General features: G+C 69.0%; 30 protein-coding genes and 1 pseudogene. 16 read left to right on the forward strand and 15 right to left on the reverse strand.

What is annotated here, in order from left to right; all coding sequences use genetic code 11:
* Positions 1 to 173 precede the first annotated feature (173 nt).
* Complete coding sequence (locus C8E84_RS15325) at positions 174 to 785, forward strand: hypothetical protein (RefSeq protein ID WP_159903479.1); 612 nt, start codon at positions 174 to 176, stop codon at positions 783 to 785.
* A 165-nt stretch (positions 786 to 950) separates the two neighbouring features.
* Positions 951 to 1304 (forward strand): hypothetical protein, encoded by a 354-nt coding sequence (locus C8E84_RS15330; protein ID WP_159903481.1) that lies wholly within the window; start codon positions 951 to 953, stop codon positions 1302 to 1304.
* Positions 1305 to 1460: 156 nt separating this feature from the next.
* Here C8E84_RS15330 and C8E84_RS15335 read toward each other — a convergent pair whose 3' ends face one another.
* Complete coding sequence (locus C8E84_RS15335; protein ID WP_159903483.1) at positions 1461 to 1802, reverse strand: hypothetical protein; 342 nt, start codon at positions 1800 to 1802, stop codon at positions 1461 to 1463.
* A gap of 122 nt (positions 1803 to 1924) precedes the next feature.
* Positions 1925 to 3613 carry an ABC1 kinase family protein gene (locus tag C8E84_RS15340; protein WP_159903485.1) on the reverse strand — a complete coding sequence of 563 codons (1689 nt, stop codon included), beginning with the start codon at positions 3611 to 3613 and terminating at the stop codon, positions 1925 to 1927.
* Positions 3614 to 3789: 176 nt separating this feature from the next.
* Here C8E84_RS15340 and C8E84_RS15345 point away from each other — a divergent pair, with 176 nt between their 5' ends.
* The 3 genes from C8E84_RS15345 to C8E84_RS15355 all read left to right on the forward strand — a co-directional run bounded on the left by C8E84_RS15345 (position 3790) and on the right by C8E84_RS15355 (position 6605).
* Entirely contained in the window at positions 3790 to 4086 is a 297-nt protein-coding gene (locus C8E84_RS15345; protein ID WP_159903487.1) for a hypothetical protein, read from the forward strand.
* 205 nt (positions 4087 to 4291) lie between these two features.
* Positions 4292 to 4885 carry a GNAT family N-acetyltransferase gene (locus tag C8E84_RS15350; RefSeq protein WP_159903489.1) on the forward strand — a complete coding sequence of 198 codons (594 nt, stop codon included), beginning with the start codon at positions 4292 to 4294 and terminating at the stop codon, positions 4883 to 4885.
* Positions 4886 to 5186: 301 nt separating this feature from the next.
* Complete coding sequence (locus C8E84_RS15355) at positions 5187 to 6605, forward strand: IS1380 family transposase (protein WP_159903491.1); 1419 nt, start codon at positions 5187 to 5189, stop codon at positions 6603 to 6605.
* A 76-nt stretch (positions 6606 to 6681) separates the two neighbouring features.
* On the opposite strand, the gene C8E84_RS15360 is transcribed toward C8E84_RS15355, so the two are convergent.
* The 3 genes from C8E84_RS15360 to C8E84_RS15370 all read right to left on the reverse strand — a co-directional run bounded on the left by C8E84_RS15360 (position 6682) and on the right by C8E84_RS15370 (position 8327).
* Complete coding sequence (locus tag C8E84_RS15360) at positions 6682 to 7089, reverse strand: PIN domain-containing protein (protein ID WP_159903493.1); 408 nt, start codon at positions 7087 to 7089, stop codon at positions 6682 to 6684.
* Positions 7080 to 7301, reverse strand: a complete 222-nt coding sequence (gene vapB, locus C8E84_RS15365; protein WP_159903495.1) for a type II toxin-antitoxin system VapB family antitoxin — start codon at positions 7299 to 7301, stop codon at positions 7080 to 7082. The genes C8E84_RS15360 and vapB overlap by 10 nt, the downstream gene beginning before the upstream one ends.
* Positions 7302 to 7619: 318 nt before the next feature.
* Complete coding sequence (locus C8E84_RS15370; RefSeq protein WP_159903497.1) at positions 7620 to 8327, reverse strand: 4a-hydroxytetrahydrobiopterin dehydratase; 708 nt, start codon at positions 8325 to 8327, stop codon at positions 7620 to 7622.
* A gap of 150 nt (positions 8328 to 8477) precedes the next feature.
* On the opposite strand from C8E84_RS15370, the gene C8E84_RS15375 reads away from it, so the two are divergent.
* The 3 genes from C8E84_RS15375 (at position 8478) to C8E84_RS15385 (ending at position 10684) form a co-directional block, all read left to right on the forward strand.
* Complete coding sequence (locus C8E84_RS15375) at positions 8478 to 9467, forward strand: IS5 family transposase (protein WP_159903499.1); 990 nt, start codon at positions 8478 to 8480, stop codon at positions 9465 to 9467.
* A 351-nt stretch (positions 9468 to 9818) separates the two neighbouring features.
* Positions 9819 to 10454, forward strand: a complete 636-nt coding sequence (locus tag C8E84_RS15380; RefSeq protein ID WP_159903501.1) for a DUF2975 domain-containing protein — start codon at positions 9819 to 9821, stop codon at positions 10452 to 10454.
* Positions 10454 to 10684, forward strand: coding sequence for a helix-turn-helix domain-containing protein (locus C8E84_RS15385; RefSeq protein ID WP_159903502.1), 231 nt, complete (start codon positions 10454 to 10456; stop codon positions 10682 to 10684). Before C8E84_RS15380 ends, C8E84_RS15385 begins: the two co-directional genes overlap by 1 nt.
* Positions 10685 to 10939: 255 nt before the next feature.
* On the opposite strand, the gene C8E84_RS15390 is transcribed toward C8E84_RS15385, so the two are convergent.
* Both C8E84_RS15390 and C8E84_RS15395 read right to left on the reverse strand, forming a co-directional pair.
* Positions 10940 to 11581 (reverse strand): response regulator, encoded by a 642-nt coding sequence (locus tag C8E84_RS15390; RefSeq protein ID WP_159903504.1) that lies wholly within the window; start codon positions 11579 to 11581, stop codon positions 10940 to 10942.
* Positions 11578 to 13140, reverse strand: a complete 1563-nt coding sequence (locus tag C8E84_RS15395; RefSeq protein WP_159903506.1) for a sensor histidine kinase — start codon at positions 13138 to 13140, stop codon at positions 11578 to 11580. Before C8E84_RS15395 ends, C8E84_RS15390 begins: the two co-directional genes overlap by 4 nt.
* Before the next feature lie 198 nt (positions 13141 to 13338).
* Here C8E84_RS15395 and C8E84_RS15400 point away from each other — a divergent pair, with 198 nt between their 5' ends.
* The gene (locus C8E84_RS15400; RefSeq protein WP_159903508.1) at positions 13339 to 14268 is read left to right on the forward strand and encodes a hypothetical protein; all 930 of its coding nucleotides are present in this window, start codon (positions 13339 to 13341) and stop codon (positions 14266 to 14268) included.
* A 128-nt stretch (positions 14269 to 14396) separates the two neighbouring features.
* Here C8E84_RS15400 and C8E84_RS15405 read toward each other — a convergent pair whose 3' ends face one another.
* The 3 genes and pseudogenes from C8E84_RS15405 to C8E84_RS15415 all read right to left on the reverse strand — a co-directional run bounded on the left by C8E84_RS15405 (position 14397) and on the right by C8E84_RS15415 (position 16600).
* A complete protein-coding gene (locus C8E84_RS15405; protein WP_211675625.1) occupies positions 14397 to 15260 on the reverse strand; it encodes a hypothetical protein in 864 nt (287 codons plus the stop codon).
* On the reverse strand, positions 15241 to 15609 hold the full coding sequence (locus tag C8E84_RS15410; RefSeq protein WP_211675627.1) for an ArsR/SmtB family transcription factor: 369 nt from the start codon (positions 15607 to 15609) through the stop codon (positions 15241 to 15243). Before C8E84_RS15410 ends, C8E84_RS15405 begins: the two co-directional genes overlap by 20 nt.
* Before the next feature lie 83 nt (positions 15610 to 15692).
* Positions 15693 to 16600 (reverse strand): annotated as a pseudogene (locus C8E84_RS15415) (IS5 family transposase).
* An 83-nt stretch (positions 16601 to 16683) separates the two neighbouring features.
* On the opposite strand from C8E84_RS15415, the gene C8E84_RS15420 reads away from it, so the two are divergent.
* Positions 16684 to 17073, forward strand: coding sequence for an OsmC family protein (locus C8E84_RS15420; RefSeq protein WP_159903512.1), 390 nt, complete (start codon positions 16684 to 16686; stop codon positions 17071 to 17073).
* Between the two features lie 96 nt (positions 17074 to 17169).
* Here the strand turns inward: C8E84_RS15420 and C8E84_RS15425 are convergent, their stop codons facing one another.
* A complete protein-coding gene (locus C8E84_RS15425; RefSeq protein ID WP_159903514.1) occupies positions 17170 to 17697 on the reverse strand; it encodes a hypothetical protein in 528 nt (175 codons plus the stop codon).
* Positions 17698 to 17947: 250 nt separating this feature from the next.
* Between C8E84_RS15425 and C8E84_RS15430 the strand changes: the two genes are divergently transcribed.
* Positions 17948 to 18550, forward strand: coding sequence for a hypothetical protein (locus tag C8E84_RS15430; protein ID WP_159903516.1), 603 nt, complete (start codon positions 17948 to 17950; stop codon positions 18548 to 18550).
* A gap of 203 nt (positions 18551 to 18753) precedes the next feature.
* On the opposite strand, the gene C8E84_RS15435 is transcribed toward C8E84_RS15430, so the two are convergent.
* From C8E84_RS15435 to C8E84_RS15445, 3 genes are all read right to left on the reverse strand, one after another.
* Positions 18754 to 19362 (reverse strand): Clp protease N-terminal domain-containing protein, encoded by a 609-nt coding sequence (locus tag C8E84_RS15435; protein WP_159903518.1) that lies wholly within the window; start codon positions 19360 to 19362, stop codon positions 18754 to 18756.
* Positions 19355 to 19597, reverse strand: coding sequence for a helix-turn-helix domain-containing protein (locus tag C8E84_RS15440; RefSeq protein WP_159903519.1), 243 nt, complete (start codon positions 19595 to 19597; stop codon positions 19355 to 19357). Before C8E84_RS15440 ends, C8E84_RS15435 begins: the two co-directional genes overlap by 8 nt.
* 285 nt (positions 19598 to 19882) lie before the next feature.
* A complete protein-coding gene (locus tag C8E84_RS15445; protein WP_246196971.1) occupies positions 19883 to 20914 on the reverse strand; it encodes a glycoside hydrolase family 3 N-terminal domain-containing protein in 1032 nt (343 codons plus the stop codon).
* Between C8E84_RS15445 and C8E84_RS18245 the strand changes: the two genes are divergently transcribed.
* The 3 genes from C8E84_RS18245 to C8E84_RS15455 all read left to right on the forward strand — a co-directional run bounded on the left by C8E84_RS18245 (position 20880) and on the right by C8E84_RS15455 (position 23083).
* Positions 20880 to 21191 (forward strand): hypothetical protein, encoded by a 312-nt coding sequence (locus C8E84_RS18245; RefSeq protein ID WP_246196972.1) that lies wholly within the window; start codon positions 20880 to 20882, stop codon positions 21189 to 21191. The two genes, C8E84_RS15445 and C8E84_RS18245, sit on opposite strands and share 35 nt — an antisense overlap.
* 72 nt (positions 21192 to 21263) lie before the next feature.
* Complete coding sequence (locus C8E84_RS15450) at positions 21264 to 22238, forward strand: nucleoside hydrolase (RefSeq protein ID WP_159903523.1); 975 nt, start codon at positions 21264 to 21266, stop codon at positions 22236 to 22238.
* Complete coding sequence (locus C8E84_RS15455; protein ID WP_159903525.1) at positions 22235 to 23083, forward strand: PfkB family carbohydrate kinase; 849 nt, start codon at positions 22235 to 22237, stop codon at positions 23081 to 23083. The genes C8E84_RS15450 and C8E84_RS15455 overlap by 4 nt, the downstream gene beginning before the upstream one ends.
* Positions 23084 to 23110: 27 nt before the next feature.
* Here the strand turns inward: C8E84_RS15455 and C8E84_RS15460 are convergent, their stop codons facing one another.
* Positions 23111 to 24367 (reverse strand): class I SAM-dependent methyltransferase, encoded by a 1257-nt coding sequence (locus C8E84_RS15460; RefSeq protein WP_246196973.1) that lies wholly within the window; start codon positions 24365 to 24367, stop codon positions 23111 to 23113.
* A 219-nt stretch (positions 24368 to 24586) separates the two neighbouring features.
* Between C8E84_RS15460 and groES the strand changes: the two genes are divergently transcribed.
* Positions 24587 to 24880 carry a co-chaperone GroES gene (gene groES, locus C8E84_RS15465; RefSeq protein WP_159903527.1) on the forward strand — a complete coding sequence of 98 codons (294 nt, stop codon included), beginning with the start codon at positions 24587 to 24589 and terminating at the stop codon, positions 24878 to 24880.
* A gap of 146 nt (positions 24881 to 25026) precedes the next feature.
* Positions 25027 to 26643 (forward strand): chaperonin GroEL, encoded by a 1617-nt coding sequence (groL, locus tag C8E84_RS15470; RefSeq protein WP_159903529.1) that lies wholly within the window; start codon positions 25027 to 25029, stop codon positions 26641 to 26643.
* Positions 26644 to 26675: the final 32 nt, after the last annotated feature.

Below are 26675 nucleotides of genomic sequence, written 5' to 3' on the forward strand. Positions count from 1 at the left end.
GCGTGAGGCGTTTACCGGATTTGCCGCACTCCGTGTGCGGTGGTGCGAGCCGACTCCGGCTCCGAACAGTCGTTAGGAACGAGGCCCTCGGTGCTCACGTAGGGGTCGAGTGCCACCCGGTCGCTCCGGAAACGGAGATGCCAAGTCCCCAGTCCGTAGACCAATATGCGGGCATGGCCCGAACGAGCACAGTGATCACCGACAGATTGGAGGAAGCGCTTCGTTCGCAGTTTCCGGTGCGCATCTGTCGTGACCAGTCATGGGCTCCAGACGACGTGCCCGGCTTCGTGGTGAGCCTCTCTGACGGTTGGGTGGCTGTTCAAAGGCTGGTGGACGCCGTCTACGTCGACGGCTACGACGTCGTGCGTATCCAGGACGTCACCGAGGTTGAGGCCGACGGTGAGGGTGGCTACATCGAACGCGCGGTCGCCGGCCTCGGGCGCCGGGAGCCAAGGTTTCACCTTCCTGTGGGCGCCGCTGCCGATGCAGTTCTCCGCGCTGCCGCCGAACACGCGGCCCTCGTGTGCGTGCACCTGGAGGCGGCAGAGGACTACCCGCTGCTCGTCGGGCGGGTAGTTCGGTTTGGCACGCGCAAATTCGATCTCCAGTTGATCGGCCCGCGAGGCGTCTGGGAGACCGATGCAGCTCGCCTGTGGTACCGCGACGTGACTCGGGTGGGCCTCGGAGACCGATACTCCAGCGCCCTGGCCCGGTTCGGTGATCGGGCGCCGGTTCCCGGGCGGCATCGCGACCTGCAGTCGTTCTGTAGCGGAGAGGAGTCCTAGCTGCGCTGGGTTTCGACAAAAGCGCACGCGTCGGAGCCGTGTTCCCCGGAGCGGCACCTCATCAAGCAACGTCCTCAATTGCCGCGGATAGGGCCATCCCCTCCTGCAATGAGCGTGCGGTGAGTTCTTCTACGAGTAGATGAGTCGTGGCGGCACAATGTGGCTGTGACGAAGAAGCGGAGGGCCACCTCGGGCGCTGGTCGCCGGATGTGGAGCCCCGGTGGTCGACGCATGTTTGACCCCGATGGTGTCGAACTGACGTTGGACGACCCGAGTGCTGACAGGACCACCATCGAGCGGCTGACGAGAGACGGCAGTGACGTCGTGGTAGTTGACTGCGGCGCGGCCTTGGCGTGGCTTCGGGGTGCGGACGCACGCGACGCGTGGGCGCGACGCGAGCGTGACTTCGAGGATGTCGTCGACTGGAAGGCCCCGGCCGGCGCACCGGGCGAGTTGCCGTACCGAGGTGAGGTCTGGCGGCACGGCGACAAGCGCATCGTTGTCTTGTCGAACGAGTAGGCGGCGCAGCCTTACCGCTCATGCCGCGACCCAAGAGGTCGGCTCAAGGCACGGTTACCACCTGGCGACCCGAGCCATGGCCATGCTCGAGCTGGGTGGCTGGTGGCTGGGCAGGGTAGCGCGTGCGACCAAGGGTCTGAAAGCGGGAAAGGCGAGTCAGGCATGTCCTGGGACGCCGTCGCGCACTTCCTGCTCGACCGTCTTGACGCACTCGAGGAGGTCCTTGGACTCGGGGAACTCTCGACGCAGCACCTGCAACCGGATCGGACCCCACCTCCGGCGTCGCACCTTGACCACGTTGATTCGAGAGGCCACACCTGCCAAGGTGCTCCAGATGCCATAGATCAAGGCGCTGGGAATGTCGATGCCAGCGTTGCCCTGCGACCACAGGGAGACACCACGCGGGCCGCCTGCGATCGAGTAGTGGTCGCCGTTGGACTCGAAGTCTTTCCAGAGGACGCGACCTTCCCTCTGCCAGCCGTCCTCGAGTTGCTCCACGCCGAGATCGTCGCACGGAGGGGCCCGGACCTTTCCTCATTTGCCGCGATCCGGGCGGGAGCAGACGCCGCGATCAGGCGGCGTAGAGACCCGCTCTCGCTTCGCCCGTGGTGCCGCGGGGGCTACTGTGTCGTGCTGCGTTGGTGGTGGTTGGCTTGGGCGACCTTGCGGTCGGTGGCGAGGATCCAGATGGCCAGGGCCACACCGGCGGCAGCGGCCAGGAGGAAGAACAGAATGGCGATTCCGGGGTAGCCGAGCAGGGTCCAGGATGAGGGCACCCGCATCATCAGTGCGGCGCCGATGAGGGTCGCGGCGATGATCAGGCCGAGGGTGAGTCGGTTGGCGATGCGCTGCAGGACCAGGTGGAGGCGCTCCTCGTCAATGGCGTCCACGCGCAGCCGGAACTCACCAGCGGCCATCGCGTCGAGGATCCGGTTGGCTCGCTTGGGCAGCTGGGCCGTGAAGTCCTTCGCCTCGATCGCCGCTGACAGCAGCCCCCCGGGGGTCGCCCTCAGGCTCGAGGCGAAGATCTCGCTGACGTTGTCGCGGATGCACTGGGCGGGGGCGAATGTCGGGTCGAGGTGAGAGGTGGCCTGGTCCAGGTTGAGCATGGCCTTGCCGATCATCGACATCTCAGCCGGCGGGCGCAGCCCGTGGACGCCGGACAGCCTGCTCAGGTCGACGAGGACCGTGCCGACCTCCAGGTCCGCACCGCTGCCCACTGCCTCGGAGACCAGGTGGCTGACGTCGTCGCGGAATGCTGCGGCGTCGTAGCCCTCGATCGGGTGGCCCATCGCTGCCAGGATCGCGGCCGTCTCCTCGCCGTCGCCGTCGCTGATCGAGAGCAGGAGCTTCACCACCTGGTCCTGCACCCGTGGTGGGACCGATGCGGTCATCCCGAAGTCCAGCAGGGCCAGCTGCCCGTCCTCGGTGATCAGGAGGTTGCCCGGGTGCGGGTCGGCGTGCAGGACCCCGTGGTCGAGGATCATCCGCAGGTACGCGCGGAACAGCTGCTCGACGATCGGTCGGGCGTCGATGTCCATCAGCCCCAGGCGTCCGATGTCGGTGATCTTGCGGCCCTCGATGCGGTCCATCGTCACGAGCCTGCTCGTGGTGTACTCCATGACCGGTTGGGGCACAACCAGCCGGTCGTACTCGGCGGTCAGCTCGCCGAAGGTGACCAGATTCTTGGCCTCGCGCCGGTAGTCCAGCTCCCCGGCCACCGACCGGCGGAACTGGGCGAGCAGCTGCCCGAACCCGAACTGGCGGCCGGCCTCGGTCCGCCTGTCGGCAATGCTGGCCAGCCGGGTCAGGACCTCCATGTCGTCACGGACGGTCTCGCGCACCCCGGGCCGCTGGACCTTGACCACGACCTCGCGGCCGTTGCGCAACGTCCCGGCATGGACCTGCCCGATCGAGGCCGATGCCAACGGGTCGACGCTGAAATCGCTGAACCGCTCCCCGATCGACGCACCCAGCTCGCCCTCCACGACCTCCCGAACCGCCGCGAACGGGATGGGGTCAACGGTGTCCTGCAGCCGGGCCAACGCGGTCGTGTAAACCGCCGGGAGGAGGTCGAAGCGCGTCGAGAGCAGCTGCCCGAGCTTGATGAAAGTGGGCCCCATCCGCTCAAGGTCGGCCGCCAACCGCTCCGCCGTCTCGGCATCCCCGGTAATCGGATCCTCCGGACCGGAACCGGGCTCGTCGACCGAGAACTCGTCCAGCCGAGCCCCCGACACCAGATCAGATCGGCCGTAACGACGCAGAAGCCGCACGAGGTCCACATATCGGCTGTCAACAGGGTTGCGCATGAGCCCATCCTTGCGGCTGCACGACCCCGCTGAACCACCCGCACCCATGAGCACGATCACAACGACCCGGCAGCAGGGGGCGCGCCGTCTCACGGCATCCGGGCGGAGCGCGTCAGGCGGCTACAGAGACGCGCTGAGTCCGTGCATGGGCGCGGCTTGACATCTAGCGTGGGCGCATGGCGTTCCTGCGGCTTGCGTTCTTCCCTGGCGGCACACCCGAGCAGTGGGCGGATGTCGTGGAAGCCATTGGTGACGTCCCACCGCCGAAGGGCCGGCGTGCCTTTGCCGCTGGCGCCGTCGAGGACGGTTGGCAGGTGATGCAACTGTGGGACAGCCGCGAATACCTCGAGGATTTCAACCGCGAGGTCTTCTTCCCCGCGGTCGCTGGTCTTGGTGACCGCGGGTTCACCCAAGCCCCCATCGTCCGTGACATCGACACCGTCATCGCCTGGATTGGCGAGCAGCGGATCTGACAGTCGTTCTGGGCCGCTCCACCGCTATTCGCCTTGAACAGTCGACTTCTTCACCTCTCCCCGCTCGACTGGCGGCGCAGTGACGCGAACCTCACGACTGTCGCGAAGTTGCGCCCAACAGCCGGCGGATAGACGCACCGACGAGGCTAGAGATCGACTGTCCCGGGGTCGCTACTGGCGCCGGGGGTGCCGCTAGTCTCGCGGTGTGCCCGAGTTCAGTTGGCGACCGGCCAACGAGGTGACGTGCGAAGACGTCGAGGCGGTGTTCGAGGCTGGCGGCGCCCGCAAGTGCCGCTGTCAGGCCCTCAAGGTCCCGGGCTGGATTTGGCGCGACACGACCCAGGAGGAGCGCGACACCGCGCTGCTGGAGCAGGCCGGCTGCGGTACGAGCGGCCCCACGTCGGGCCTGGTCGGGTATGTCGACGGCGAGCCCGCTGGGTGGGTCGCGGTCGAACCGCGGGAGAACTATCCGAGGATCTGGGCCCGTCAGAAGTCGTGGATGCGCAAGGACCCGGACCTCGAGGGCGTGTTGTCGGTCACCTGCTTCGTCGTTCGAAAGGGTTTCCGTCGACAGGGGGTGATGTACGAGCTCGCCGCCGCCACCGTCGAGTACGGCAGACAGGTGGGCGCTCGCATCCTTGAGGGCTACCCCACCGAGCCGCCGCCAGGCAAGAACGTGATCTGGGATGAGGCCTCGGTCGGGCTGCTCCAAGTGTTCCTCGGCGCCGGCTACGAGGTCGAGGCCTCGCCCACGCTGCGCCGCAGGGTGGTGCGACACCGACTCGACGCATTGTCCTGACTATTGGTCGCGCTCACCTGAGGTGGCCCGGCAGCCGAGTACGCGACCAGGCGGAGAAGTCGTATCTGGCGCAACCGCTCTATCCGGCGGAATGCCCTATGTGCGGAGTCGCTCCGAGGGTTGGCCGGTGATGGTGGCGATGAGGTCGAAGTCCTTGTCCACGTGTAAGCCTCGATCCACCGATGGGCAGGGTGGTAGTGGGCTGAGGAGGCGTGTCGGGACATGAGAATGCCCCTGTGTGGCAACAGAATTGGAGTTCTTCACGCTTCAGTTCGTCACACACGCAAGGGGCATCTCGTAGGTGAAACTCTCTCACACCCTCCCAGCGACCTCGGCGGTCTTCGACGACCCGAATCTTGTGTCGGCCGCCGGGTTGGTTCCGGTCTTGGCCCTGGCTGATCGGGCGGGGCTGCGACGCCTTGCGGATGAGCATCTGAGCGTGCCGGGTGACAAGGGCGCCAACGCCGGGTTGAAGGTCGCCTCGCTGGTCGCGGGGATGGTCGCTGGCGCCGACAGCATCGATGACATGGCGCTGCTGCGGCACGGTGGGATGGGCCGGGTCTTCGCCCGGGCGTACGCGCCGTCGACGTTGGGGTCGTTCCTGCGCTCGTTCACGTTCGGTCACGTCCGCCAGCTCGACGCGCTCGCCTCGAGGTTCCTCACACGCCTGGCAGCTCAAGGCGAGCGAGCCGCGCAGGTCGTCGGCGACGGCACCGGTGGCCGGGTGTTGGTCGATATCGACGACACGATCATTCAGGTGCACGGCCACGCCAAACAGGGTGCCGGGTTCGGCTACTCCGGGGTCCGCGGGCTGAACGCGTTGCTGGCCACGGTCACCACCACTGGGTCGGCACCGGTGGTCGTGGCGCAGCGGCTGCGGAAAGGGTCGTGCGGGTCCCCGCGCGGAGCCAAACGGTTGGTCGCTGACGCGCTCAAGACCGTGCGCACGTTGCACCCCGGTCAGGGCAAGCCGTTGCTGCGGGCGGACTCGGCGTTCTACGGGGCGCCCACCGTCGGTGCCGCGGTTCGCGCCGGGGCGCAGGTGTCGGTCACCGTACGCCTGGACCCCAAGGTCAAGGCCGCGATCACCACCATCAGCGAACACGCGTGGACCCCGATCGAGTACACCGACGCCGTCTTCGACGAGGTCAGCGGCACCTGGGTGTCGCGGGCTGAGGTCGCCGAGGTGCCCTTCACCGCGTTCTCCTCCAAGAAGGCGGCCGATCAGGTTCCCGGGCGCCTGGTGGTGCGCCGCATCCCCGACGTCAACGCTGACAAGAAGAAGGCAACCGGGCAGGGCACCCTGTTCGACACCTGGCGCTTCCACGCCTTCTTCACCACCACCGACCCCACCGACCTGGACACCGTCGCCGCGGATAAGACCCACCGCGGACACGCGATCATCGAGCAGGTCCACGCCGACCTCAAGAACTCCGCCCTGGCGCACCTGCCCTCAGGCAAATTCACCGCCAACGCCGCCTGGCTCGTGCTGGCCGTCATCGCGTTCAACCTCACCCGCACCGCAGCCACCATCGCCAGCGCCGACCTCGCCAGAGCCACCACCGCCACCATCCGCCGCAAGCTGATCACCGTCCCCGCCCGGGTGGCGTCCTCGGCCCGACGGGTCACCCTGCACCTACCGACCGCCTGGCCCTGGCAGGAAGCGTGGACCCGCCTGTTCACCCAGAACTGCGGCCCACCAGAACCGGTCAATCCCTGACCACCCAGCCCTCACGGCGCGACCCGAACTCGAAGTGGAACACCCTGACAGCGAGGTCAGGAGAACCGCACTGCCCTCAAGCCACCACCACGGACCTGGGCGAAATCAGCTCACCCCACCCAGGACGTCGGTGGATCGAGGGTAAGAGGGTCAGTCCTGCCAGTTCGGCTGTTGCGGCGATGATGATGTCGGGGATGGAGGGCGCACGGTGTTGCCCCTGTCGGGCCAGGAGCAGCTGCACGTGCACGGCGCGCTCCTCGATGCTCGGGGTCAGGTACTCCACCGGCATCGCTGAGAGGGGCGGGCTGGTTAACGTCGACCTGGCGTCCTTGCCGCTGCGGGCGGAGTAGCCAACCTCAAGGCGCGTCACGGTAGTGATCCGGACCAGGCCTCGCTCGATCCGCTCTGCCCATAGCTCGGCGTCGGGGCTGTCCGCCAGACGAACCAGCGCCGACTTGTCGATCAGCCACTCGGTTATTGCCACGCCGCGCCCATCACCTGAGGATCAGCGAGATCGGTGACCTTCTCGGCGAAGGAACGCAGATCAGCGGTTGACACCGAGGCACCCGAGGTGGCCGCGTCCGCTGCGAGACGTCGGCGAATGTACTCCACACGCGAGAGACCCATGCGAGACGCGTGCGCATCCACCGCCGCGAGTACCGACTCGGGGATATCACGGATCAACACATCGGCCACGGCGACCACCTCCGATATCAAATGATACCAGGAGCCCGCCTGCATCCTTGACGGTCGTTACCCGAGGAGCGTGAGGAGCCGGCGGAGATCGGACCAGCCCTCGCCCAGAGCGCGTATTGCTGCCACCATGGCCACAACGGCCACGACCATGGCGAGAAGGACCGGCCACGGGGTCCGACGCGATCGGCCCGTAGGTGACCGTTCAGCACCTGCGCTCTGTAGCCCGGCAGCCGGCGGAGCGACGCGCGTGCTGTGTGCCTGGGGCAGGTGTTTCGTGGGAGCGAGCTGTGTGGTCGGCGAGTCACCGGAGTCGGCGGTTCAGGGCTTCTTCGCGGCTGATACGTCGACACAGACGATGCCCGTGTTGCCGTCCTGGTCGGCGATCACGGTGAGCGCGGGCGCGTTGCTGTCATCAACAACGGTCCCACCTGCCGCGACGGCGGCGGCGATCCGGTGCTCGGCCACGTCGGGCGCCACATAGACCTCGACGTGGAACCGCTGCCGTCGGCTCTGCTCCTCGTTGGCGTCTCCGAACCACAGGTTGGGGACTCGTCCCGTGGCATCTCGGATCTCGTCACTGGGCGAGCCGTGCCCTTGGGCGTCGACGCTGCCGGTCAGCAGCGCGGCCCACACCGGCGCGATGGTCGCCGAGCGCGCCGTGTCCAAGCCCAGCTCGATCTCGCTGACCGAAGCCGGGTCGGCGACGAGCCGGTGCTCGGCGGCGATCGCGCTGATCCGTCGCGCGAGGTCGACGTCCCGCTGAGTCACCCATTGCAGGACATGCTCCGTGCCCTCCTCGTCGCGGTAGATGGCGTCATCGCTGACCAGCTTCAGGTCGACATACCCCTGACCGATCGACACCCGCGGGTAATGCCCCAGCCCGTCGCCCGCCTCGCCCACCGCGGCCACGAACCGCACCCCAGTGCGGAAGTTGTCGACCACGTACCGGGCGTGCAGCCCCTGGGCCAGCTTGCGCCAGTCCGCCAGGTTGGCCTCGGCGATCTCTTCACCCCTGAGCATGTCCATACGCGCGGACCCTACCGCTGATCCACCGCCACACTGGCGCACATCGCGTCACCCCCGTCCTTCCGGGGAATTGAACTAGGGATGCGCTGATCTTCTCGGTTGTCCGGGGTGGCGCGTGGCTCGTCGGCGTGGGTCGCGAAACGATGGGGTATGGACAGTGATCAGCCGAGTTTCACCGATATCGAGTACGGCAACCGGCGGCGGGTTTCACGCCGGGAGCGGTTCTTGGAGACGATGGACGCCACGATCCCGTGGCCGGTGTGGGTGGGGGTTATCGAGCCGCACTGCTTCCAAGACGCGCCGGGCAAGCGGGGTCGTAAGGCCAAGCCGATCGAGACGATGCTGCGGATGTATCTGCTGCAGGTGTGGTTCTCGCTCTCGGATGAGGGGGTGGAGGAGGCGATCTATGACTCGTATGCGATGCGCCGGTTCATGGGTTTGGACTTCGCCACTGAGCAGGTCCCGGATGCGACCACGCTGCTGCACTTCCGTCATCTGCTCGAGGAGCACGAGCTCGGGCAGGCGCTGCTGGCGGCACAGAACGAGATCTTCGAGAACCAGGGGTGGATCATGCGCGGCGGCAGCATCGTCGATGCCACGATCATCGCGGCACCGTCCTCGACGAAGAACGCCACCGGGAAACGGGACCCGGGGATGCATCAGACCAAGAAGGGCAACCAGTGGTACTTCGGGTTCAAGGCTCACATCGGGGTTGATGCCGGCACCGGGTGCGTCCACACGGTGACCTGTACGCCAGCCAACGTCCATGACCTGGACCAGATCAGCGACATCATCCGCGTCGACGATCGGGTGGTGTACGCCGATGCCGGCTACCAAGGAGCCGAGAGGCGCCCCGAGATCGCCGGTGATGAGCAGCACTCGGGGATCGAGTGGCGCATCGCCGCCCGCAAAGGCGTGGTGAAGACGATGCCCGAGCACGATCGTGGGATCGAGTCACGCAAAGCCGGTGTGCGGGCCAAGGTCGAGCACCCGTTCCTGATCGTCAAGCGTGACTTCGGGTTCGTCAAGACCCGCTACCGCGGCATCGCCAAGAACCGTAACCACCTGCACATGCTGTTCGCCTCGGCGAACTGGCTGATGCGGGCCCGTGCCGTCGCTTTGACCCAGGCGACGGCGTAGCGTCAGCCTGCCCGCAACCACCCGGTAGGACCCCGAAACCGGGGTCCGAAAGCCGAACAGGGGGCCGAGCGCGCCTCCAGGTCGCCCAATTAGGCCGCTCGGGGCCACTCACCCCCGGGATGGCTCGATGATCAGCGATTCCCTAGACCGATCAAGGGGCCGTCGAGCGCTTCATCGCAGGTGTTGCTGCCGGGTCGCGCCCGCCTCCCGGCGGGCAGCATTCTCACGTCACGCCTTCGTGAGATCCGCGGGCCGCTGACCGGAGCGCTGGGGGTTGACATCGAGAAACGATATGCATATCGTCAATCAGTAGTATCGACAGTCGATGCACACAGCCGAGGAGGAACCACCATGGCCCACAACCCGACGCCCCCACCGGCACAGCAGAAACCTCGACGCGACTGGTGGACCTTCGACCGCAGCGACCGCTGGGGCCTTGCCATCCTGCTCACGGCAGTCGTCGTGGCCACCACGATGGCCGCCATCGTGGTCCCCATCCAGCGCTGGATCGCCGGTGACGGCATCCCCGTGCCATTCCGCAGCGAGGTCTCAGTGGCCGCGCTCGACGCGGTCGGAACCAACTACGGACCAGCCGACTACACCGTCACCCTGGCCGACCCGAGCACCACCCAACGGCTCCTCGACCTCGTACCCGGAACCCTGGTCGTGCTACTGCTGGCGGCGGGCTGCTGGCTCATCATCGCCGTCATGCGCACGATCGCGGCAGGGGAGCCCTTCTCCACCGTCAACGTCCGCAGGCTCCGAGCCCTTGCGGCCATGCTTCTGCTCGGTCCCGCCATCACCTTCTTCGTCGCCACCTCCATCCAGGGCGCGCTCCTGGGTGACATCCCCCTCGGCGGCCTGGCCTACGCGCTGACCATCGACATCCCCTGGGCCGGCTTCATCGCCGGGCTGCTCCTGGCCCTACTCGCCGAGGCCTTCAAGACCGGCAGCCGGCTACGCGACGACGTCGACGGGCTCATCTGATGCCGGTCGACGAACCACACCGGGTCACCTGTCACCTCGACCACCTCCTCCAGCAGCGGGGCATGACCCTGGCGGCACTAGCCGATGCCGTCGGCGTCACCGTCGTCAACCTCTCAGTCCTGAAGAACAACCGGGCCAAAGCCGTACGGTTCAGCACCATCACCGCCATCTGCGACGTACTCCAATGCCAAGTAGGGGACGTGCTCAGCGTCGAACATGAGATGCGCTAACCGCACCCGCTCGCTAGACCGGCCGCCCCAGTTGCGCCCATCACCCGGCGAAGTGCAGCACTGTGGTTGGCGTCGCGCAGCATGTGGGGCGATGACGTTCTCGCGTTGGCATAGGTCTCGGCTAGCCACTGACGGACCTCGTCATCGACTTCGGCGACCTTGCGCAGCTCGGGGTGGTGCATCCGCACATCGCCGCTCGGATGGGCGGCTTCCTTGAATCGCTCGGGCCTGATCTCGTGCCCTCCGTCGCCCAGATTAGGTGCCGCCCAGTCCTGACTGTCGTGCTCTGACGATGGCGGCCGACCTGTCGGAGACCTGGAGCTTGGTGAAGATGTTCGAGACGTGGTTGCGTACGGTCTTGAGGTTGATCATCAGTTCGTGGGCGATGCTGGCGTTGCCCTTTCCGGCGGCGATGAGTTCGAGGACCTGCCGTTCGCGTTCGGTCAGAGCGGGGAACGCCGTGGTTGTCGAGCGGGCGCTGTGGGTGAAGTGGTCGATGACGCGCTGGGCGATTTGTGGGCCGAAGATCGCCTCGCCTGCAGCGGCTGCGCGGATCGCCCGCACGATCTCGTCTTGCTCGGCGCCTTTGAGGAGATAGCCGCGGGCGCCGGCTCGCATCGCGGCGAGGACCGAGTCGTCGTCCTCGAACATGGTCAGGACGACGATCGCTGGAGCGGGGTTGTTGCGGCTGAGCCGACGGGTTGCCTCGATGCCGTCCAGGTCGGGCATGCGAAGGTCCATGAGAATGACGTCGGGAGCGAGCTGGTTGGCGAGCTCGACGGCTTTAGCGCCGGTGGCTGCTTCACCCTCGATGCTGATGTCGTCGGTGTCGGCGAGCATGAATTGGAGTCCGCGCCGGAAGGCGGGGTGGTCGTCGGCGACGAGGAGGCGGATCATCGCTCGGCCTTGATGTCGGCTGGTTGGTGCGGTGTGTCGTGGAGCGGGAGGATGGCGTGCACGATGAGGCCTTCGTTGGGGGTGCGAGAGGAGATGGTGCACGTGCCGCCGAGCTCGGCGGCACGTTCCCGCATGGAGGTCCATCCGAGACCGCCGTGTATGGGCTGCTCGACGCCGTGCCCGTTGTCGGCGATGGTGAGCTCCAACGAGCCGTTGACGGCGATGGTGACTCGGCAGCGGGACGCCCCGGAGTGCCGGGCGACGTTGGTCATGGCCTCGGATGCGATCCGGTACGCTGCGACCTCGACTGCCGCGGGCAGGGCGGGCAGAGCTGTGGGTCCGGTCACCTCGATGGCAAGCTCGCCGGACAGGCCCATGGCGCGCTGGCGGATCGCGCCGAGGAGGCCGACCTCGTCGATCGCGGCCGGGCGCAAGTCGTCGACGAGCCGCCGAACCTCGGCGATGGCGTCTTTGGCCTCTGCGCGGGCCTCGTCCAGCAGCGCGCTGCGTTCGGTGCTGTCGGTGCGGGATCCGGCCGCGTTGAGCATCAGCACGATGGCCGCCAACGACGGGCCGATTCCGTCGTGCAGGTCGCGGCGAAGCCGGCGACGTTCCTCCTCGCGGCCGGCGACGATCCGGGACCTGGACACGCGAAGCTGGTCGCCCGCCTGGCTTGCCTTGACCAGGACCGTGGCGTATCTCGCTAGGTCATCGAGCAGCGACATGTCGGCTAACGAGAGTCGCCGACCGGGTGGCACTTCGAGCGCCAGGTCGCCCAGTTCCTGACCGCGGTGTCGCAGTGGGACCCGGACGACGTGCTCCTCGTGGATGGCGTTGCCGGTGTCGACCCACACCTTCTCCACGCGCAGCGCCTCCGCCACGGCGTCGGTGATGGACGCGGAGAGCGTCTCGGCGTGAGCGGCCTCGGCGCGGTCGGCCAGCAGCCGCAGGGCCCGGTGTGGATCGGATCGGTAGCCGTAGACCGCACGTTCGATTCGCCGACGCAGCCAGGAGTGGGCCGGGGAGACCGCGACCGCGACGACACCGACCGCCAGCAGGCCGCCAAGGGTGCTCGTGCCGCCGACCCTCTCGGCGGCGAAGAGCACCAGGGCGTACACCACGACCAGGCCCACCATCAGGGCTGCATAAGTCAGCGTTCGGCTCAACACAACCTGGATGTCGAAGAGCTGATGCCGCAGGACGGCGATGGCGATGACGCTCGGCAACGCGACGGCCACAACGGTCAACGCGGCATAAGTCAGCCAGTCGTGGTCACCGAGGAGGAAGTGGTTGGTCCAGCCCACCATCAGTCCGAGCGGAACAGCCACAGCACCCCAGACCAGCCACAGCAGCTGCGTCCGCACGACGCCGACAGCGCTCTTCAACCTGGCGCCCACTGCGATCGCGGAGCCGATGAACAGCAGCACCACCAGAGCGAGACCGACCACACCGAGAACGTCGGCGAGCGGCTGAGGAAGCGCGCCCAGGGGAGGATCCTGGCCGGGGTGCTCCTCTCGGAAGCTGTCCGCGTCACCGGCGGCCCCGACCACGAACAGCACCGCCCCGACCACACCGGCGCCCACCCACGACCGCCAGCCCGCGGAAAGAAGGTGGCCATCTGGCACCAGGTAGGCCACCAGCACCAGCCACAGGAAGAGGAGAATCCAGCCGCCTTGCGCCAGCTGATCGAGCGCTTGCGCGCTCGTGCCTGTGCCCGTGGTCCGAGAGGCACCCAGCAGCAACCCGACCGATACGCCATGTGCGAGCAGCAGCCACGCGATCCGACGCTGGGCACTGCGCAACGCCAGAAGAATCCCCAAGGCGAGCGGGACCCCAGCGCCCACCGCGACGGCTCCATAGACCATGTCGCCATTGTGGCGGCAGTGCCCGCAGCCGTCAGCCTTCCCGGGAACTGTTCCCGACTCGAGCGGGACGGCTGCATCATGCGGCTGGGTCTGGTCACGGTCGAAGGTTGTCCCGCCGGTGAGAGACGCCGGTACACGAACGCGAGGGAACAGACCATGCCGCGCAACACATTCGAGAGCCTCCTGCCATACAGCGGCGCGGTCGCCGGCCTGTGCTGGATCGGCCAGTCAGCGCTGCAGAGGACCTCAACCCGTGACGCGCCAGGAGCAGCCACCACCAGCGTCGTCCGCGACAACCTCGCGACCAACTACGCAAGCGTGGCATGCCTGGTCCTGATGGGCATGAGCCTGCTGATCTTCGCCACGGCCGTGCGCAACCTGCTGCGCTCGGGCGAACCCGGCGAGGCGACCTTCTCGCACATCGCCTATGGCGGCTGGCTCGTGGTCGTGGCCGGCATCTCGCAGATGGTCACCTGGAACTGGGGCCTGATCAACGGCGCCGCGGTCGCCGCGGACGACGCGGCACTAAAGGCCCTGAGCTACGTGCACTTCTTCGGCTGGGCCGGAATGGGCATCGGCCTGGCCACCGCATTCATCGCGACCGGGCTCGGCGGACACCGCGGGGCCCTGCTGCCGAAGTGGTTCACCATCCCCACCATCATTCTCGGCGCCCTCGGCGCCCTCGGCACCGCCGGCATCCCACCCGGCGGCTTCGTCACCTACCTCCTCCTGCCCCTCTGGCTCATCGCCGCATCAATCCTCATGGCCCGACAGCAACGCGCCCACACCACAACAACGCACGCCGTCAACATCACGACCTAACCCACCACGCCGACTTGCGGCGAAGAGACGCACCTGCACTAGGGCGTGTCTCCATAACTTGAGCGTGAGGGTGGCGCCCTCTGCGCGACCCCGAGGGCAACGAGCTCTGCGTCGTCTGACGCGGCGGCTCACATCGTCGGGCGGGCCTGGGCGAAGCGCCAGCGGCGCCCCTCGCAGTCCGTGGCGTCGAAGAACGGCAGCCCCCACGGGCTCCCCAGCGTCCCAGCAGCGGCCTCGCCGGCCCGCTCGCGCACCCTCCGGTGGACCGCCTCGACGTCGTCGACGTACACCCAGGGCAGGTCGCGGTCGCCGCCCCTGCGGGCACTCTCGCCGTCGGGCAGCGGTTCGATGACCACCGACGCCCCGCCGGCGCGCAGCTCGAGCCACGGGTGCCCGTAGTCGGTGTGCGGCAACGGGTCCTCACCCCGCGGCAACGAATCGGGGGTTTCGAAGCCGAACACGTCGGCCAGCCAGCGGGCCGCGGCGGCCGGCCGCTCGTAGCGCACCGTGAGGCCGAGCCGCGCGATGTCGCGCACCGACCGCGGGGCCTCGTCACGCTGACGGACCCACGGCCCGAACCACTTCGGCACGACCCGCGCCCAGACCGTCCCCCCGGCGTCGCGCCCGCCGACCGGAACCGTGGCCACGACGCGCACCCGGGTGCCCTCGCCGACGGGCTCGAAGGTCACCTCCGTGGCGACGTCGTCGAGCGAGCTCTCCAGCGCCAGCCGGCGGCCCGGCTCCCAGGCCGTGACCCGCGCCAGCTCGAGGACATCGTCACCCGCCTCGTCGTACACCTCGAGCAGCCGGCCGCCGACCTCCGGCTCGCAGCGCATCGCCCGCATCCGTCCTCCGGAGAAGTGGTTGATCGGGCCCCGGACCCACCAAAGGTCCAGCTCGTCGGTGAACACCGAGAAGGCCACCCCCGGGGGCACCGGAACCTTCACCTCCGAGCTCGTCGTCATCGCCTCGTCACGTCCGGTGCCGGCCATCGTCCGCCCCGTCCTCTCGTCGGTCCTCCACGTGCCGCGCGAACGCGGCGAGCTGCTCGTCCCACCCGGCCTGCACCTGGTCCAGCCACGCCCGGACCGCGACGACCGACTCGCCGCGGAGGCGGAAGACCCGCACCCGGGCGTCGTCGGCTCGGCGCTCGTCGGTGACGACGCCGGCCCGCAACAGGGTCCGAAGGTGCTTGCTCATCGTCGGGGCGGACACCCCGGCGACGTCGGCGAGCTCACCGGCCGGGCGCGGCCCGCGGCCCAGCTCGTCGACGACGGCGAGGCGGACCGGGTCGGCGAGCGCGCGCAGCAGTTCGGCCAGCACCGCCTCGTCGTCACCCATGGCAGCAACCATTACCGATATTGGCAACTATGTCAAGCGCCTCTGACGCCGCGTCCCCGCGAACGTGTGTGACCTCCTCCGCCCTAGGGCGTGTCTCCTAACGCGTCGAGCCAGATCAGGACGGCGCGTAGGAGAGCTCCGGCTCGGTAGGTCAGGGCGAGCTTGTCGTAGCGGGTGGCCAGGGCCCGCCACTGCTTGAAGGTGTTGAAGCTGCGTTCGACGACGTTGCGGTTCTTGTACCGCTGCGTGTCGAACGCGGGAGGTCGCCCGCCCTTGGCGCCGCGGCGTGTGCGGTTCGCCTTCTGGTCTTGGGGTTCGGCGATGACGGCGGTGATGCCCCGCCGGCGGAGCAGGGCACGGTGGCCGCGGCTGGAGTAGGCCTTGTCACCCAACACCGCGTCGGGGGTGGTGCGGGGACGCCCGCGGCCGCGGCGGTGCACACGCAGCGCGTCCAGCAGGTGCGAGAACATCCGCGAGTCGCTGCCCTGCCCCGGCCCGAGCCGCACCACCAGCGGCCGGCCGTTGCCGTCGCACAGCTGGTGGATCTTGGTCGACAAGCCTCCACGGGAGCGGCCGACGGCGTGGTCAGGCGGCTCCTCGCCCAGATTCTTGTAGTTCGGTAGGTCCCCCTGTGACCTGCTGCGCTCGGGGCAGGTTCGTGCCGTGCTGATGCGCACGGGTGACGGTGGAGTCCACGCTGACCTGCCAGTCGATCAGCCCGGCAGCATCCGCGTCGGCCAGCAACTCGGCCAGGACCCGGTCCCAGGTGCCGTCCCCAGCCAAGCGACGGTTGCCGCTTCCACACCGTCTGCCACGGACCGAACTCCGCCGGCACGTCACGCCAGGCGATCCCGGTGCGGTACCGGTAGATGATCCCCTCGACCACCTGCCGATGATCACGAAAAGGCTTGCCCTGCTTGCCATCCGAAGACGGCATCAGCGGCGAGATCAGTTCCCACTGCGCGTCGGTCAACACTCGGGTTCGAGACATGGGCCCAACAATCACCGACGACCACGCTCAACTTATGGAGACACGCCCTAGTCGCCAGCCGGCTTCTTCGGCACACTCGCGGCATGGAACTGTCTCCATTCGGGGTGCGCGCCACGGCAGGCACCATGCGCGCCTCTTCAGGCGTCGCCCTTGGCCATCAGTGGACCGACGAGGGAGTGACCGTCTCACAGGCTTCCAACGGCGCCCAGGTGCTTCACCTGTCTGTGGCATTGTGCGTCTTGAACGACACCTACCGTGAGGCGCGGCGGCTCGGCGTCGTGGTGGACGGCATAGCGGTCGAAGCAGACGGCGGCTTCGACGAGGAGTGGTCCTCCACCGGCATTCGGTACTCCGTCATGATCGACTCCCCCGCTCCGTCGGATCTGGTGGATCGTCTCGGGACGGTTGTTGACGAGGTGGCGGAGATCCCGCGGGCGATTCGAGCGGGTGCCCCCGTGACCCGAACGCCCTAACGCAGAAGGGGCTGGACTGTCTGACCTGGCAAGCTCGCGGCGGTATGACGCGGGCGATTGGGAGCCAGATCGCTCTGACCTGGGTCGGGCGTCGGCTCAGGCTCTGGTACCCCGTTCGTCTGCGATTGCGGCGTAGGCGTCCCTCAGTGCCAGGGCGGCCATGACCAGGGACCTGATGATGTCGTGCCGCTGCTCGAGCGTTGAGTTCGGCCCGTCGCCCAGTTCAGGCTCGAGGGGGGCATCACCGAAGGTCTGGTGGATTCGTCGCTTCTCGACTGCGGAAACGTCGAAGAACTCCCCTTGCAGGACGAATCCGTGAACCACCGACGCTACCTGGGCACGACCCGTCGGGTCCAGGTTTGGATGCACATCGATGGCCACGTCAAGCCAGGACATGTCATCGACCTCGCAGGCCTCGAACTGGTCGCTGATGAGGGAGTAGACCAGCAAGGTCGCGGCCCGCACGCCCGGGGACCCCGCTTCGCGCGCGTCGTAGGCCATGTGTGCGGCACGCTGGATCAGCTGCTCCGCACGGTCGGCCTCCCCAGAGGCGAGCGCTCGCATCGCCTTGGTGAACAGGTTCTCCGCCCCGGCGATCTGAGCAAAGCTCAGTTCGTTGAGCATGCGGCCCGACTGGCGGGCCAGCTCGCCGAACTCGGCGCGCTGGCCGGGGACAGAGTCGAACCCCGACGAGAATGGACCGGTCACCGACGCGACACTAGCGACCGCGCCCGGCTCGCTCCAGTCAGCTCATCGCACGTCGACAGGCCGCCAGACGCTCTCGCGCGTCTCGCGGCGAAGTGACGCACGATCGCTCCGGCGACCCTGGTCGCCGGACATCGGATGTGGGCTGACGGGCATAGGGTCGGTCGGCATGGATGCCGACCAGCCTGGCCTCTTTGAGGTGCCCGACTGCGAGCCGCAGGTCTCTTCCCAAGGGCCGCAGCGCGGGAGGAACCGAGAGGTGTGGGTCCTGACCGCCACCGCCGAGGTCGCGATCACCGACGCTTGGGCCCTGCAAGCCGCGGCGCGGGCGAACGAGGGCTTCGTGCTCTCCCTGCCAGGCGCGGACCTGGGCGTCGAGGACGGCGAGGGTGCGTCACCGGATGAGGTGCCCGTTGATGACGTCTTCGATGCGCTGGCCTGGCTGATCTGGCCCACCGAGGGACTGGATGAGGCGCTCGACGCCGACGCCCTGCGGATCCTGTCGGTGGAGAGCGAGGTCAAGGGCGACTCCGTCGATCACGGGACGGCAACCTGGAAGGTCACGGCCAAGCTCACTGACGTGGACGCGTTGCGCCGGTTGGCCGCCCGGGCATCCCCGGACGAGGCAGCGGAGATCTCGGCCAGCCTTTCGGTCGCTTGGCAGCGGGCAGTCGACCCATTTGCGCCGCTGTGCTCGATCCACGGAATCACTTGGACGCCGGGGCCGGTCGTTGTCGAGCACCTCCCGGCAAGGGCTGCCCGGAACCCGTGAAGCCAAGGAGACCTGGACTCCCTTGCCGCTGGGACCGCACCCTTCCAGACCTTCTCGCGGCGAAGTGGGACAGGTGCGTGCAGCGGCGCTGGAGGTGTGCGCCAGCGATCAGGTACGCCGATGACCCCACGTGACGGCTATGGGTTTTGGCTTGGTGACGGAAGGCCGCTCGGGCGGTTTCGCTCCTGGGGGCGGACCGCTCTTCACCGAGGAAGGTTCAAGTGGCCGAACACCCAATGGGTGAAGCGGGTGGCCGGACCGACGGGCGCCTCAGTGGGCCACGTGGGGACTGCATCACCTGTCGGCACGATGGCGGACAGGACCCCGGCTCGCACGCCGTCCGGGTCGATCTCCATCGCATGCAGCAGTCGCCGCCCGCGGGCAGAGGGTTCGAGCACCCCGAGCCACAGCACCGCGCTGCTCACCTTCCGCTCCTTGGGCAAGGCCCCGATGCGGCGCAGGTGGGCCCACTTGGCCGTCGCCTGGTTCAGCGCCGACTGCAACTCTGGGGTGTGCTTGGCGCGTGGCCGCGTGCCCCTGGCCGCCCCGTCAGAAGGTGCCGTTGCGGAGGCGGCGGGGAGGGTGAGTCCGAGTCGAGCCAGGTGCGGGGCGTCGTCCAGGGCAGCGCGCACAGCCTCGCGCACCGCCGGCGCGGTGAGGCCGGGGAACATGTCCACGACATGTTGGGTCACGTGGTCGTGGGCTACCAGCAGCCCGAGCAGGACGTGCTCCGAGCCGTAAATCCGTGCCCCCAAGGCGGTGGCCTCGTCCGTGGTCGCTGTCATCGCCGCGACGAACGAGTCGTCATACATCAGCATCGTTGCTCCATCTCCGTCGTCCCCGTGGGCGGCTGTGCTTCTTGTGGACCGTCTGGCGGGTCACTTGCAGCTCGACCGCGATGTCTGCCCAAGACATCCCCTGCTCCCGCGCGCGGGCGACGTGCAGGTCCTCCAACCTGTCGGCCAGTCGGTGCAGGGCCAGAACCATCCGCAATCCATCACTGGGACTTTCGGTCGATGCCGCAGCTTCCACCTGCCCGAGGTCCATGAGTGTCATCCTGCTCTGACAACGACCCGGGTGTCAACCCAGTCTGACAACAGCATCGGCCGTGACGTCGGCGAGTCGTGTGGACGCTGCAGGCTGCCTCGTTGCCACCCCAAGCATGAGTCAGGTCGCGTCGTCCACCGAGATAGCGCTCGTACTCTTCGGCAAGACCCTGAAGCAGGCCGCACCCGGAGTAGACCTACGTGGACGAAGTGGCGCGCCCTCAGTGGGCGCAGAGACGCGGCCAGATCGTGCGGTTCGTCGTCGGCGCCTCCCCCGAGGGCCGGGTCAGGGCTTCGTGGTCGAGCAGGGGAGCAGGCCCATCCGCTCCTTGAGGGTGAGCACCCGCTCGACCGAGGCGTCGACCTTCTCTGCGAAACCGGCATCCGCCGCCGACTCCGCGGCCAGCGCCTCGAGCATCTCGTCGGCATCGGGTGCCGCACCCGTCAGCACGATGTCGCCGCCGGCGCCGATGTGCCGCACCGCCCGGTCACCGACCGGCACGGCATCCAGCGCCTGCGCGTTGACGTCGTCGGTGATGACGACACCGTCGTACCCCATCTGCTCGCGCAGCAGCCCGGTGACGATCTTCTCCGAGAACATCGCCGGGTTGGCCTTGTCGAGCTTGGGGTAGCGGGCCGATGCCATCATCACCAAGCCCGCGCCGGCCTCGATGCCGTCGGCGAAAGGCTGGAGGAACGGGTCGTCCGTGGTGGCCACCGTGTCGGTGATGCCGGTGGCCGAGAAGTCGGTGTTGTTGCGCACCCGCCCGAGCCCCGGGAAGTGCTTGACCGTGGCCTCGACGCCACCCTCGAGCATCCCCTCGAGGAACGCCGTCGCCGACCGCGACACAGCCTTGGGCGTCGAGCCGTACTGCCGGCCCCAGCGCCCGATCGGCTCGTTGGCCTTGCCGATCTCCTTAGGCACGGTGTCGGTCACCGGGGCGAGGTTGACGTTGACCCCGGCGGCCTTGATCTCCTTCGCCCAGCCGGTTGCCTCACGAGTCAGCTCGGCGGGGGACATCTTCGCCTGCTCCGACGCCGTCGGTGGGCGGGTGAACCCCTCGCCGCGCAGCTGGTGCACGACGCCGCCCTCCTGGTCGGCCGCGATGAGCAGCCCCACCCCGCCGGTGGCCTCCGGCGAGACCAGAGCCTGCAGGTGCGTGGACGTGCGGGTCACCTTCGGCGCGCCGTCCCACCCGCCGAGGTAGATGACGTTGCCCACGTGCTCGCCGGCGATCAGGTCATCGAGCGAGTCCAGCGGGGCATTGGTGTCGAAGCCGACCATGAGCAGCTGGCCGAGCCGCTGCTGCGCCGTCATTGACTCGACGGTCGCCGCCACGCACGCGGCGGGCGATGCGGATGCCGTCGCGCTCGCCGTGGGCGTGGCGCTCACGCTCGCGCTCGGCGTCGCCGACGAGGTGGCCGGTGGCGACGAGGCGGTTGAGTCCGCCCCCGGGGACGGGCTGCCCGAGCACCCGGTGAGCACCAAGGTCAGGGCAGCAGCCAGGGCGCCGGAACGCCGTGCTGGTGCAGAAGTCACGGGACGACGGTACGTGAGTGCCCCGGACCGGCGGGCCTCGGGGGACATCGAGTGAGCGCAACACGCCGCGTTGCCTCGACGCGCACGGCATGTTGCGCTCACTCGATCGTGCGCCATGATCGAGCCCATGCCGCCCCTGCCCGTGATCCTCGACGTCGACACCGGAGTCGACGACGCCTGCGCCCTGCTGCTCGCAGCGCTCCACCCCGCCCTGGACCTGCGCGCCGTGACCTGCGTCGGGGGCAACGCGCCGCTCGCCGACGTCGTGCGCAACACCCTCACCGCGCTCGAGACCGCCGGCCGCGGGGACGTGCCCGTCGGGGTCGGCGCCGCCCGTCCGCTGCTCGAGGACCCCGTCGACGCCCGGCACGTCCACGGGTCCGACGGCATGGCCGACCTCGGGATGCCGGCCCCGACCCTCGCGCCCGACTCGCGACCCGCGCTGGACCTCCTGCGCGACACCATCGCCGCCGCGGCCGAGGCCGGCACGCCGGTCACCGTCGTGCCGCTCGCCCCGATGACCAACCTCGCCCTGCTCGCCCGCGTTCACCCCGAGGCGTTCGCGCGCATCGGGCGGGTGGTGTTCATGGGCGGTGGGGTCGACATCAGCAACGCCACCGCGGCGGCGGAGTTCAACGTCTTCCACGACCCCGAGGCCACCGCGATCGTCCTCGACGCCTGCGCGAGTGCCGACGTGCCGGTGACCATGTACGGCCTCGACGTCTTCTACGACCCGCTCGTCACCGACACCCACGTCGACGGGTTGCGCGCGCTCGGCACCCCGGTCGCCGACCTCGCCGCCGGGCTGATCTCCTTCCACCACCGGCGGTTCGCCAACGCGGGGGCGACGATCGGCGATGCGGGAGCGGTCGGCATCCTCATCGAACCCGACGCGGTGGTGACCCAGCGGCTGCCGGTTCGGGTCGAGCTCACCGGCACCTGGACCCGCGGGCGCACCGTCGTCGACCGCCGCGACTGGGACGGTCACCTGGTGCACGACCCGCACGGACTGGCGCCGGCGCAGGTCGACGTCTGCCTGGCGATCGACGGCCCGCGGATCGCCGAGCTCTGGGTGCGCACCGTGCGGGGGGAGGCGTCGTGAGCGGTCAGAGAAGCGGGCGGGTGCTCGTGCTCGGGTCGCTCAACGTCGACCTCGTGACGCGGGTCGAACGGCATCCGCACCCGGGGGAGACGGTGGCCGGTGAGGGCCTGCAGCGATTGGCCGGCGGCAAGGGCGCGAACCAGGCGGTGGCGGCTGCTGCGGCGGGCGTGTCGGTGGCGATGGTGGGCTGTGTCGGCGACGACGCCGGCGGTGCTGCCTACCGGCGCCGGCTCGAGGCCCTGGGCGTGGACGTCGCCGGGGTGCGCGTGTGCCCAGGGGTGCCCACCGGAACGGCGATCGTCACGGTGGCCGACGGCGGCGAGAACTCGATCGTCGTCATCCCCGGAGCCAACGACCACGTGGCTGATCTCGAGGTCGCGGCAGTCGATGCCCTCGGCCCTGGCGACGTGCTCCTGCTCCAGCTCGAGGTCGACCGGCTGGCCGTGTGCGCCGCGGTGCGTCGTGCCGCCGGGCGCGGGGCGCGCGTGGTGCTCAACACCGCGCCGTATGCCGCCCTCCCGCCCGACATCGTCGCCCTCGCCGACCCCGTGGTCGCCAACGAGCACGAGATGGCGGCCCTGGCCGAGGCGGGTGCCGAGCCTCGCTCGCTGCTCGTGACCTTCGGTGCCAACGGGGCCTCGTGGGACGGGGTCACGGCGCCGGCGCACTGGGTCGACCCCAGCGACGTCGTCGACACGACCGGGGCGGGGGATGCCTTCTGCGGGGCGCTCGCCGCGGCGCTGGCCCGCGGCGCCGATCGCGCCGAGGGGCTGGACGCCGCGCTTGCCGCCGGAGCCGCCGCAGTACGGCATCCGGGCGCGCAACGCGACCCCGAACTCACCTGACGCGGCCCCACCCTGCGGGGCAGGAGGTCAAGCGGGGTCGACCACGAGCACCGTCGGCTGCCCGGCCACCCGGGTCAGGATCACCGTGGCCTGGGCGCCGTCGCCGGCCTTGCGTCCGATCCGCAGCTGGCGGCGCAACTCGTCGTCGTCGAGGCGGATGCCGCGTTTCTTGATCGTCAGCCCGGTCACCCCCCGCTCGCGCAGCCACGCCCGCAGGGACTTCACCGTGAACGGCATCGCCTCGAGCACGGCGTATCGGCGGGCGAAGTCGACGTCGACCTGCGCCTGCGACACCACGTAGCCGATGCCGCGGTCGACCTCGCTGCCGAGCGTGGCCGCTGTGAGGGCGCCGAGCAGCCCGGCCTGGGTCACCGCCCGGTCGGGTTCGTAGAGCCACGGACCGACCGAGGCCAGTGACTCCACGACCGGTGGGTCGGGCTCGGCGGCTGCCTCGTCGACCTCGACCGGCGCCCGGCCGGCCCGCAGGATCCGGGCGCTGCGGCCCGGGCGCTGCGCCAGCGGCCCCCACCACACGGCGCACTCGAGCACCTCACCGGCGAACGACGTCCACTGCGCCTCGGTGCCGAGCGGGATGGCATCCTGCGGCATCGACGGGGAGAGCTTGGCCCCGGTCGCAGGCACGGCCGTCGCGACCTGGAGCACGAACTTCCACGTCGGGCGGATCTCGTCGAGGCGGAAGACCCGCTTGATCCGCCCGTGGCGGCCGGTGTGCCCCGGCACCCGCCGCGCGGGGTCGAGCCACACGCCGACCCGGGCCCGCAGGGGGTCGCGCGGTGCCTCGAACTCCTCGGCCAGCCCGACCCGGGCCCGCGAGTCCGGCCACGGGCGCAGGTTGTGGTCGGCGATCGCCGCGGTGACCGGGTCGATGTCGACCCCCTGCACGGTGACGCCGAGCGCCGACATCGCCACGGCATCCGCCCCGATGCCGCAGCCGAGGTCGTGCACGGTCGCCAGGCTCGCGTTGTAGAAGCGCCCGGCGTGGGTGGCCGCGACCTCGAGGCGCGAGGCCTGCTCGAGCCCGTCGGGGGTGAAGAGCATCTCGTCGGCGAACTCGCCGAACTTGGTCACGGCCCGTGCCTGGAGGCGGTGCTGGGTCAGCAGGGTGGCGACGAGGTCGGGGGAGTGGCCCTCGCGCCGCAGGCGGTCGCCGAGGCGCATCACCTCGGCCTCGTCGTAGGGCGGCAGCGAGCGCAGGAGCGCCCGACCCTCGGGCGACCCGAGGGCTCTCACCGTGCCGACGTCCACGGGGTCTGATCCTGCCATCCCGCCCACCGGATGCCGTGTCCCTCGCCCTCCGTGACCGCCGGTTGGCACTCAAGTTGACCGAGTGCTAATCGGCGACCTAGATTTGCCTCATTGGCACTCGCCCCCGGTGAGTGCCAGCGCACCCCCGGGTCCACCTCGACCCCCGCGACGGCGAAGCGGCCCCGGAACGCGCAGTCCCGTCCACTTTCGACTCACCCCACAGGGGAGGAGCACACCGTGTCGGTTTCCATCAAGCCGCTCGAGGACCGCATCGTCATCAAGAGCCTCGAGGCCGAGCAGACGACCGCGTCCGGTCTTGTCATCCCGGACACCGCGAAGGAGAAGCCCCAGGAGGGCGAGGTCCTCGCAGTTGGCCCCGGCCGCATCGACGACAAGGGCAACCGCGTCCCGCTCGACGTCAACGTCGGCGACATCGTCATCTACAGCAAGTACGGCGGCACCGAGATCAAGCGCGGCGGCGAGGAGTACCTCATCCTCTCCGCGCGCGACGTTCTCGCCATCGTCGGCTGACGCAGCACTCGTATGCCGTGACCGCGCCCCGGTGCGCACCCGCTCACCGGGTGCCACCGGGGCGCGTCCGGTAACGGTGACCACCAGACCAACCGCCGCAGGCAGCGCGACGAGCGCGCCCGGCATCCCGATCACGAAGGACAGCAATGGCCAAGGAACTGGAGTTCAACGACTCCGCCCGCAAGTCGCTCGAGCGCGGCGTCGACGCCCTCGCGAACGCCGTCAAGGTGACGCTCGGCCCCAAGGGCCGCAACGTCGTCATCGACAAGAAGTGGGGTGCGCCGACGATCACGAACGACGGCGTGACCATCGCTCGCGAGATCGAGCTCGAGGACTCCTACGAGAACCTCGGCGCCCAGCTCGCCAAGGAGGTCGCCACCAAGACCAACGACGTCGCCGGTGACGGCACGACGACCGCGACCGTCCTCGCCCAGGCGATGGTGCACGAGGGCCTGCGCAACGTCGCGGCCGGTGCGTCCCCGTCGGGCCTGAAGCGCGGCATGGACAAGGCCGTCGAGGCCGTCTCCACCGAGCTGCTCGACACCGCCCGTGAGATCGAGTCCAAGGACGAGATCGCCCAGGTCGCCTCGCTCTCCGCGCAGGACAAGGAGATCGGCTCCACGATCGCCGACGCGTTCGACAAGGTCGGCAAGGACGGCGTCATCACCGTCGAGGAGTCCTCGACCGCGAGCACCGAGCTCGAGTTCACCGAGGGCATGCAGTTCGACAAGGGCTACATCAGCCCCTACTTCGTCTCCGACCCGGAGCGCATGGAGGCCGTCCTCGAGGACGCCTACGTGCTCATCAACCAGGGCAAGATCTCGGCCATCGCCGACATCCTCCCGGTGCTCGAGAAGGTCGTGAAGTCCGGCAAGCCGCTGCTCATCATCGCCGAGGACATCGACGGTGAGGCCCTGTCCACGCTCGTCGTGAACAAGATGCGTGGCACCTTCAACGTCGCCGCCGTCAAGGCGCCCGGCTTCGGTGACCGTCGCAAGGCCATGCTCCAGGACATCGCCGTGCTGACCGGTGGCCAGGTCGTCGCCGAGGAGGTCGGCCTCAAGCTCGACCAGGTCAGCCTCGAGACGCTGGGCCAGGCCCGCCGCGTCGTCGTCACCAAGGACACCACCGTCATCATCGACGGCGCCGGTGCCCACGAGGACGTCGAGGGTCGGGTCAGCCAGATCAAGCAGGAGATCGAGCGCACCGACTCCGACTGGGACCGCGAGAAGCTCCAGGAGCGCCTCGCCAAGCTCGCCGGTGGCGTCTGCGTCATCAAGGTCGGTGCCCACACCGAGGTCGAGCTCAAGGAGAAGAAGCACCGCATCGAGGACGCCATCTCGGCGACCCGCGCGGCCATCGAGGAGGGCATCGTCGCCGGTGGCGGCTCCGCCCTCATCCAGGCCGTCAAGGTCATCGACGGGCTGGGTCTCGAGGGTGACGAGGCCGTCGGTGCCGCCATCGTGCGCAAGGCCGCGGCCGAGCCGCTGCGCTGGATCGCCGAGAACGCGGGCCTGCAGGGCTACGTGGCCGTCGCCAAGGTCCAGGACCTCGAGCCCGGCCAGGGCCTGAACGCCGCCACTGGCGAGTACGAGGACCTCGTCAAGGCCGGCGTCATCGACCCGGTCAAGGTCACCCGCTCGGCGCTGCGCAACGCCGCCTCGATCGCGTCGATGGTGCTCACCACCGACACGCTCGTCGTGGACAAGAAGGAAGAGGAGCCGGCTGCCGCTGGTGGCCAGGGCCACGGGCACGGCCACTGAGGCTGATCCTCACCGCGCCGCCTGACGGCGCA

This window comes from Ornithinibacter aureus, from assembly GCF_009858245.1.
Lineage (GTDB): Bacteria > Actinomycetota > Actinomycetes > Actinomycetales > Dermatophilaceae > Fodinibacter > Fodinibacter aureus.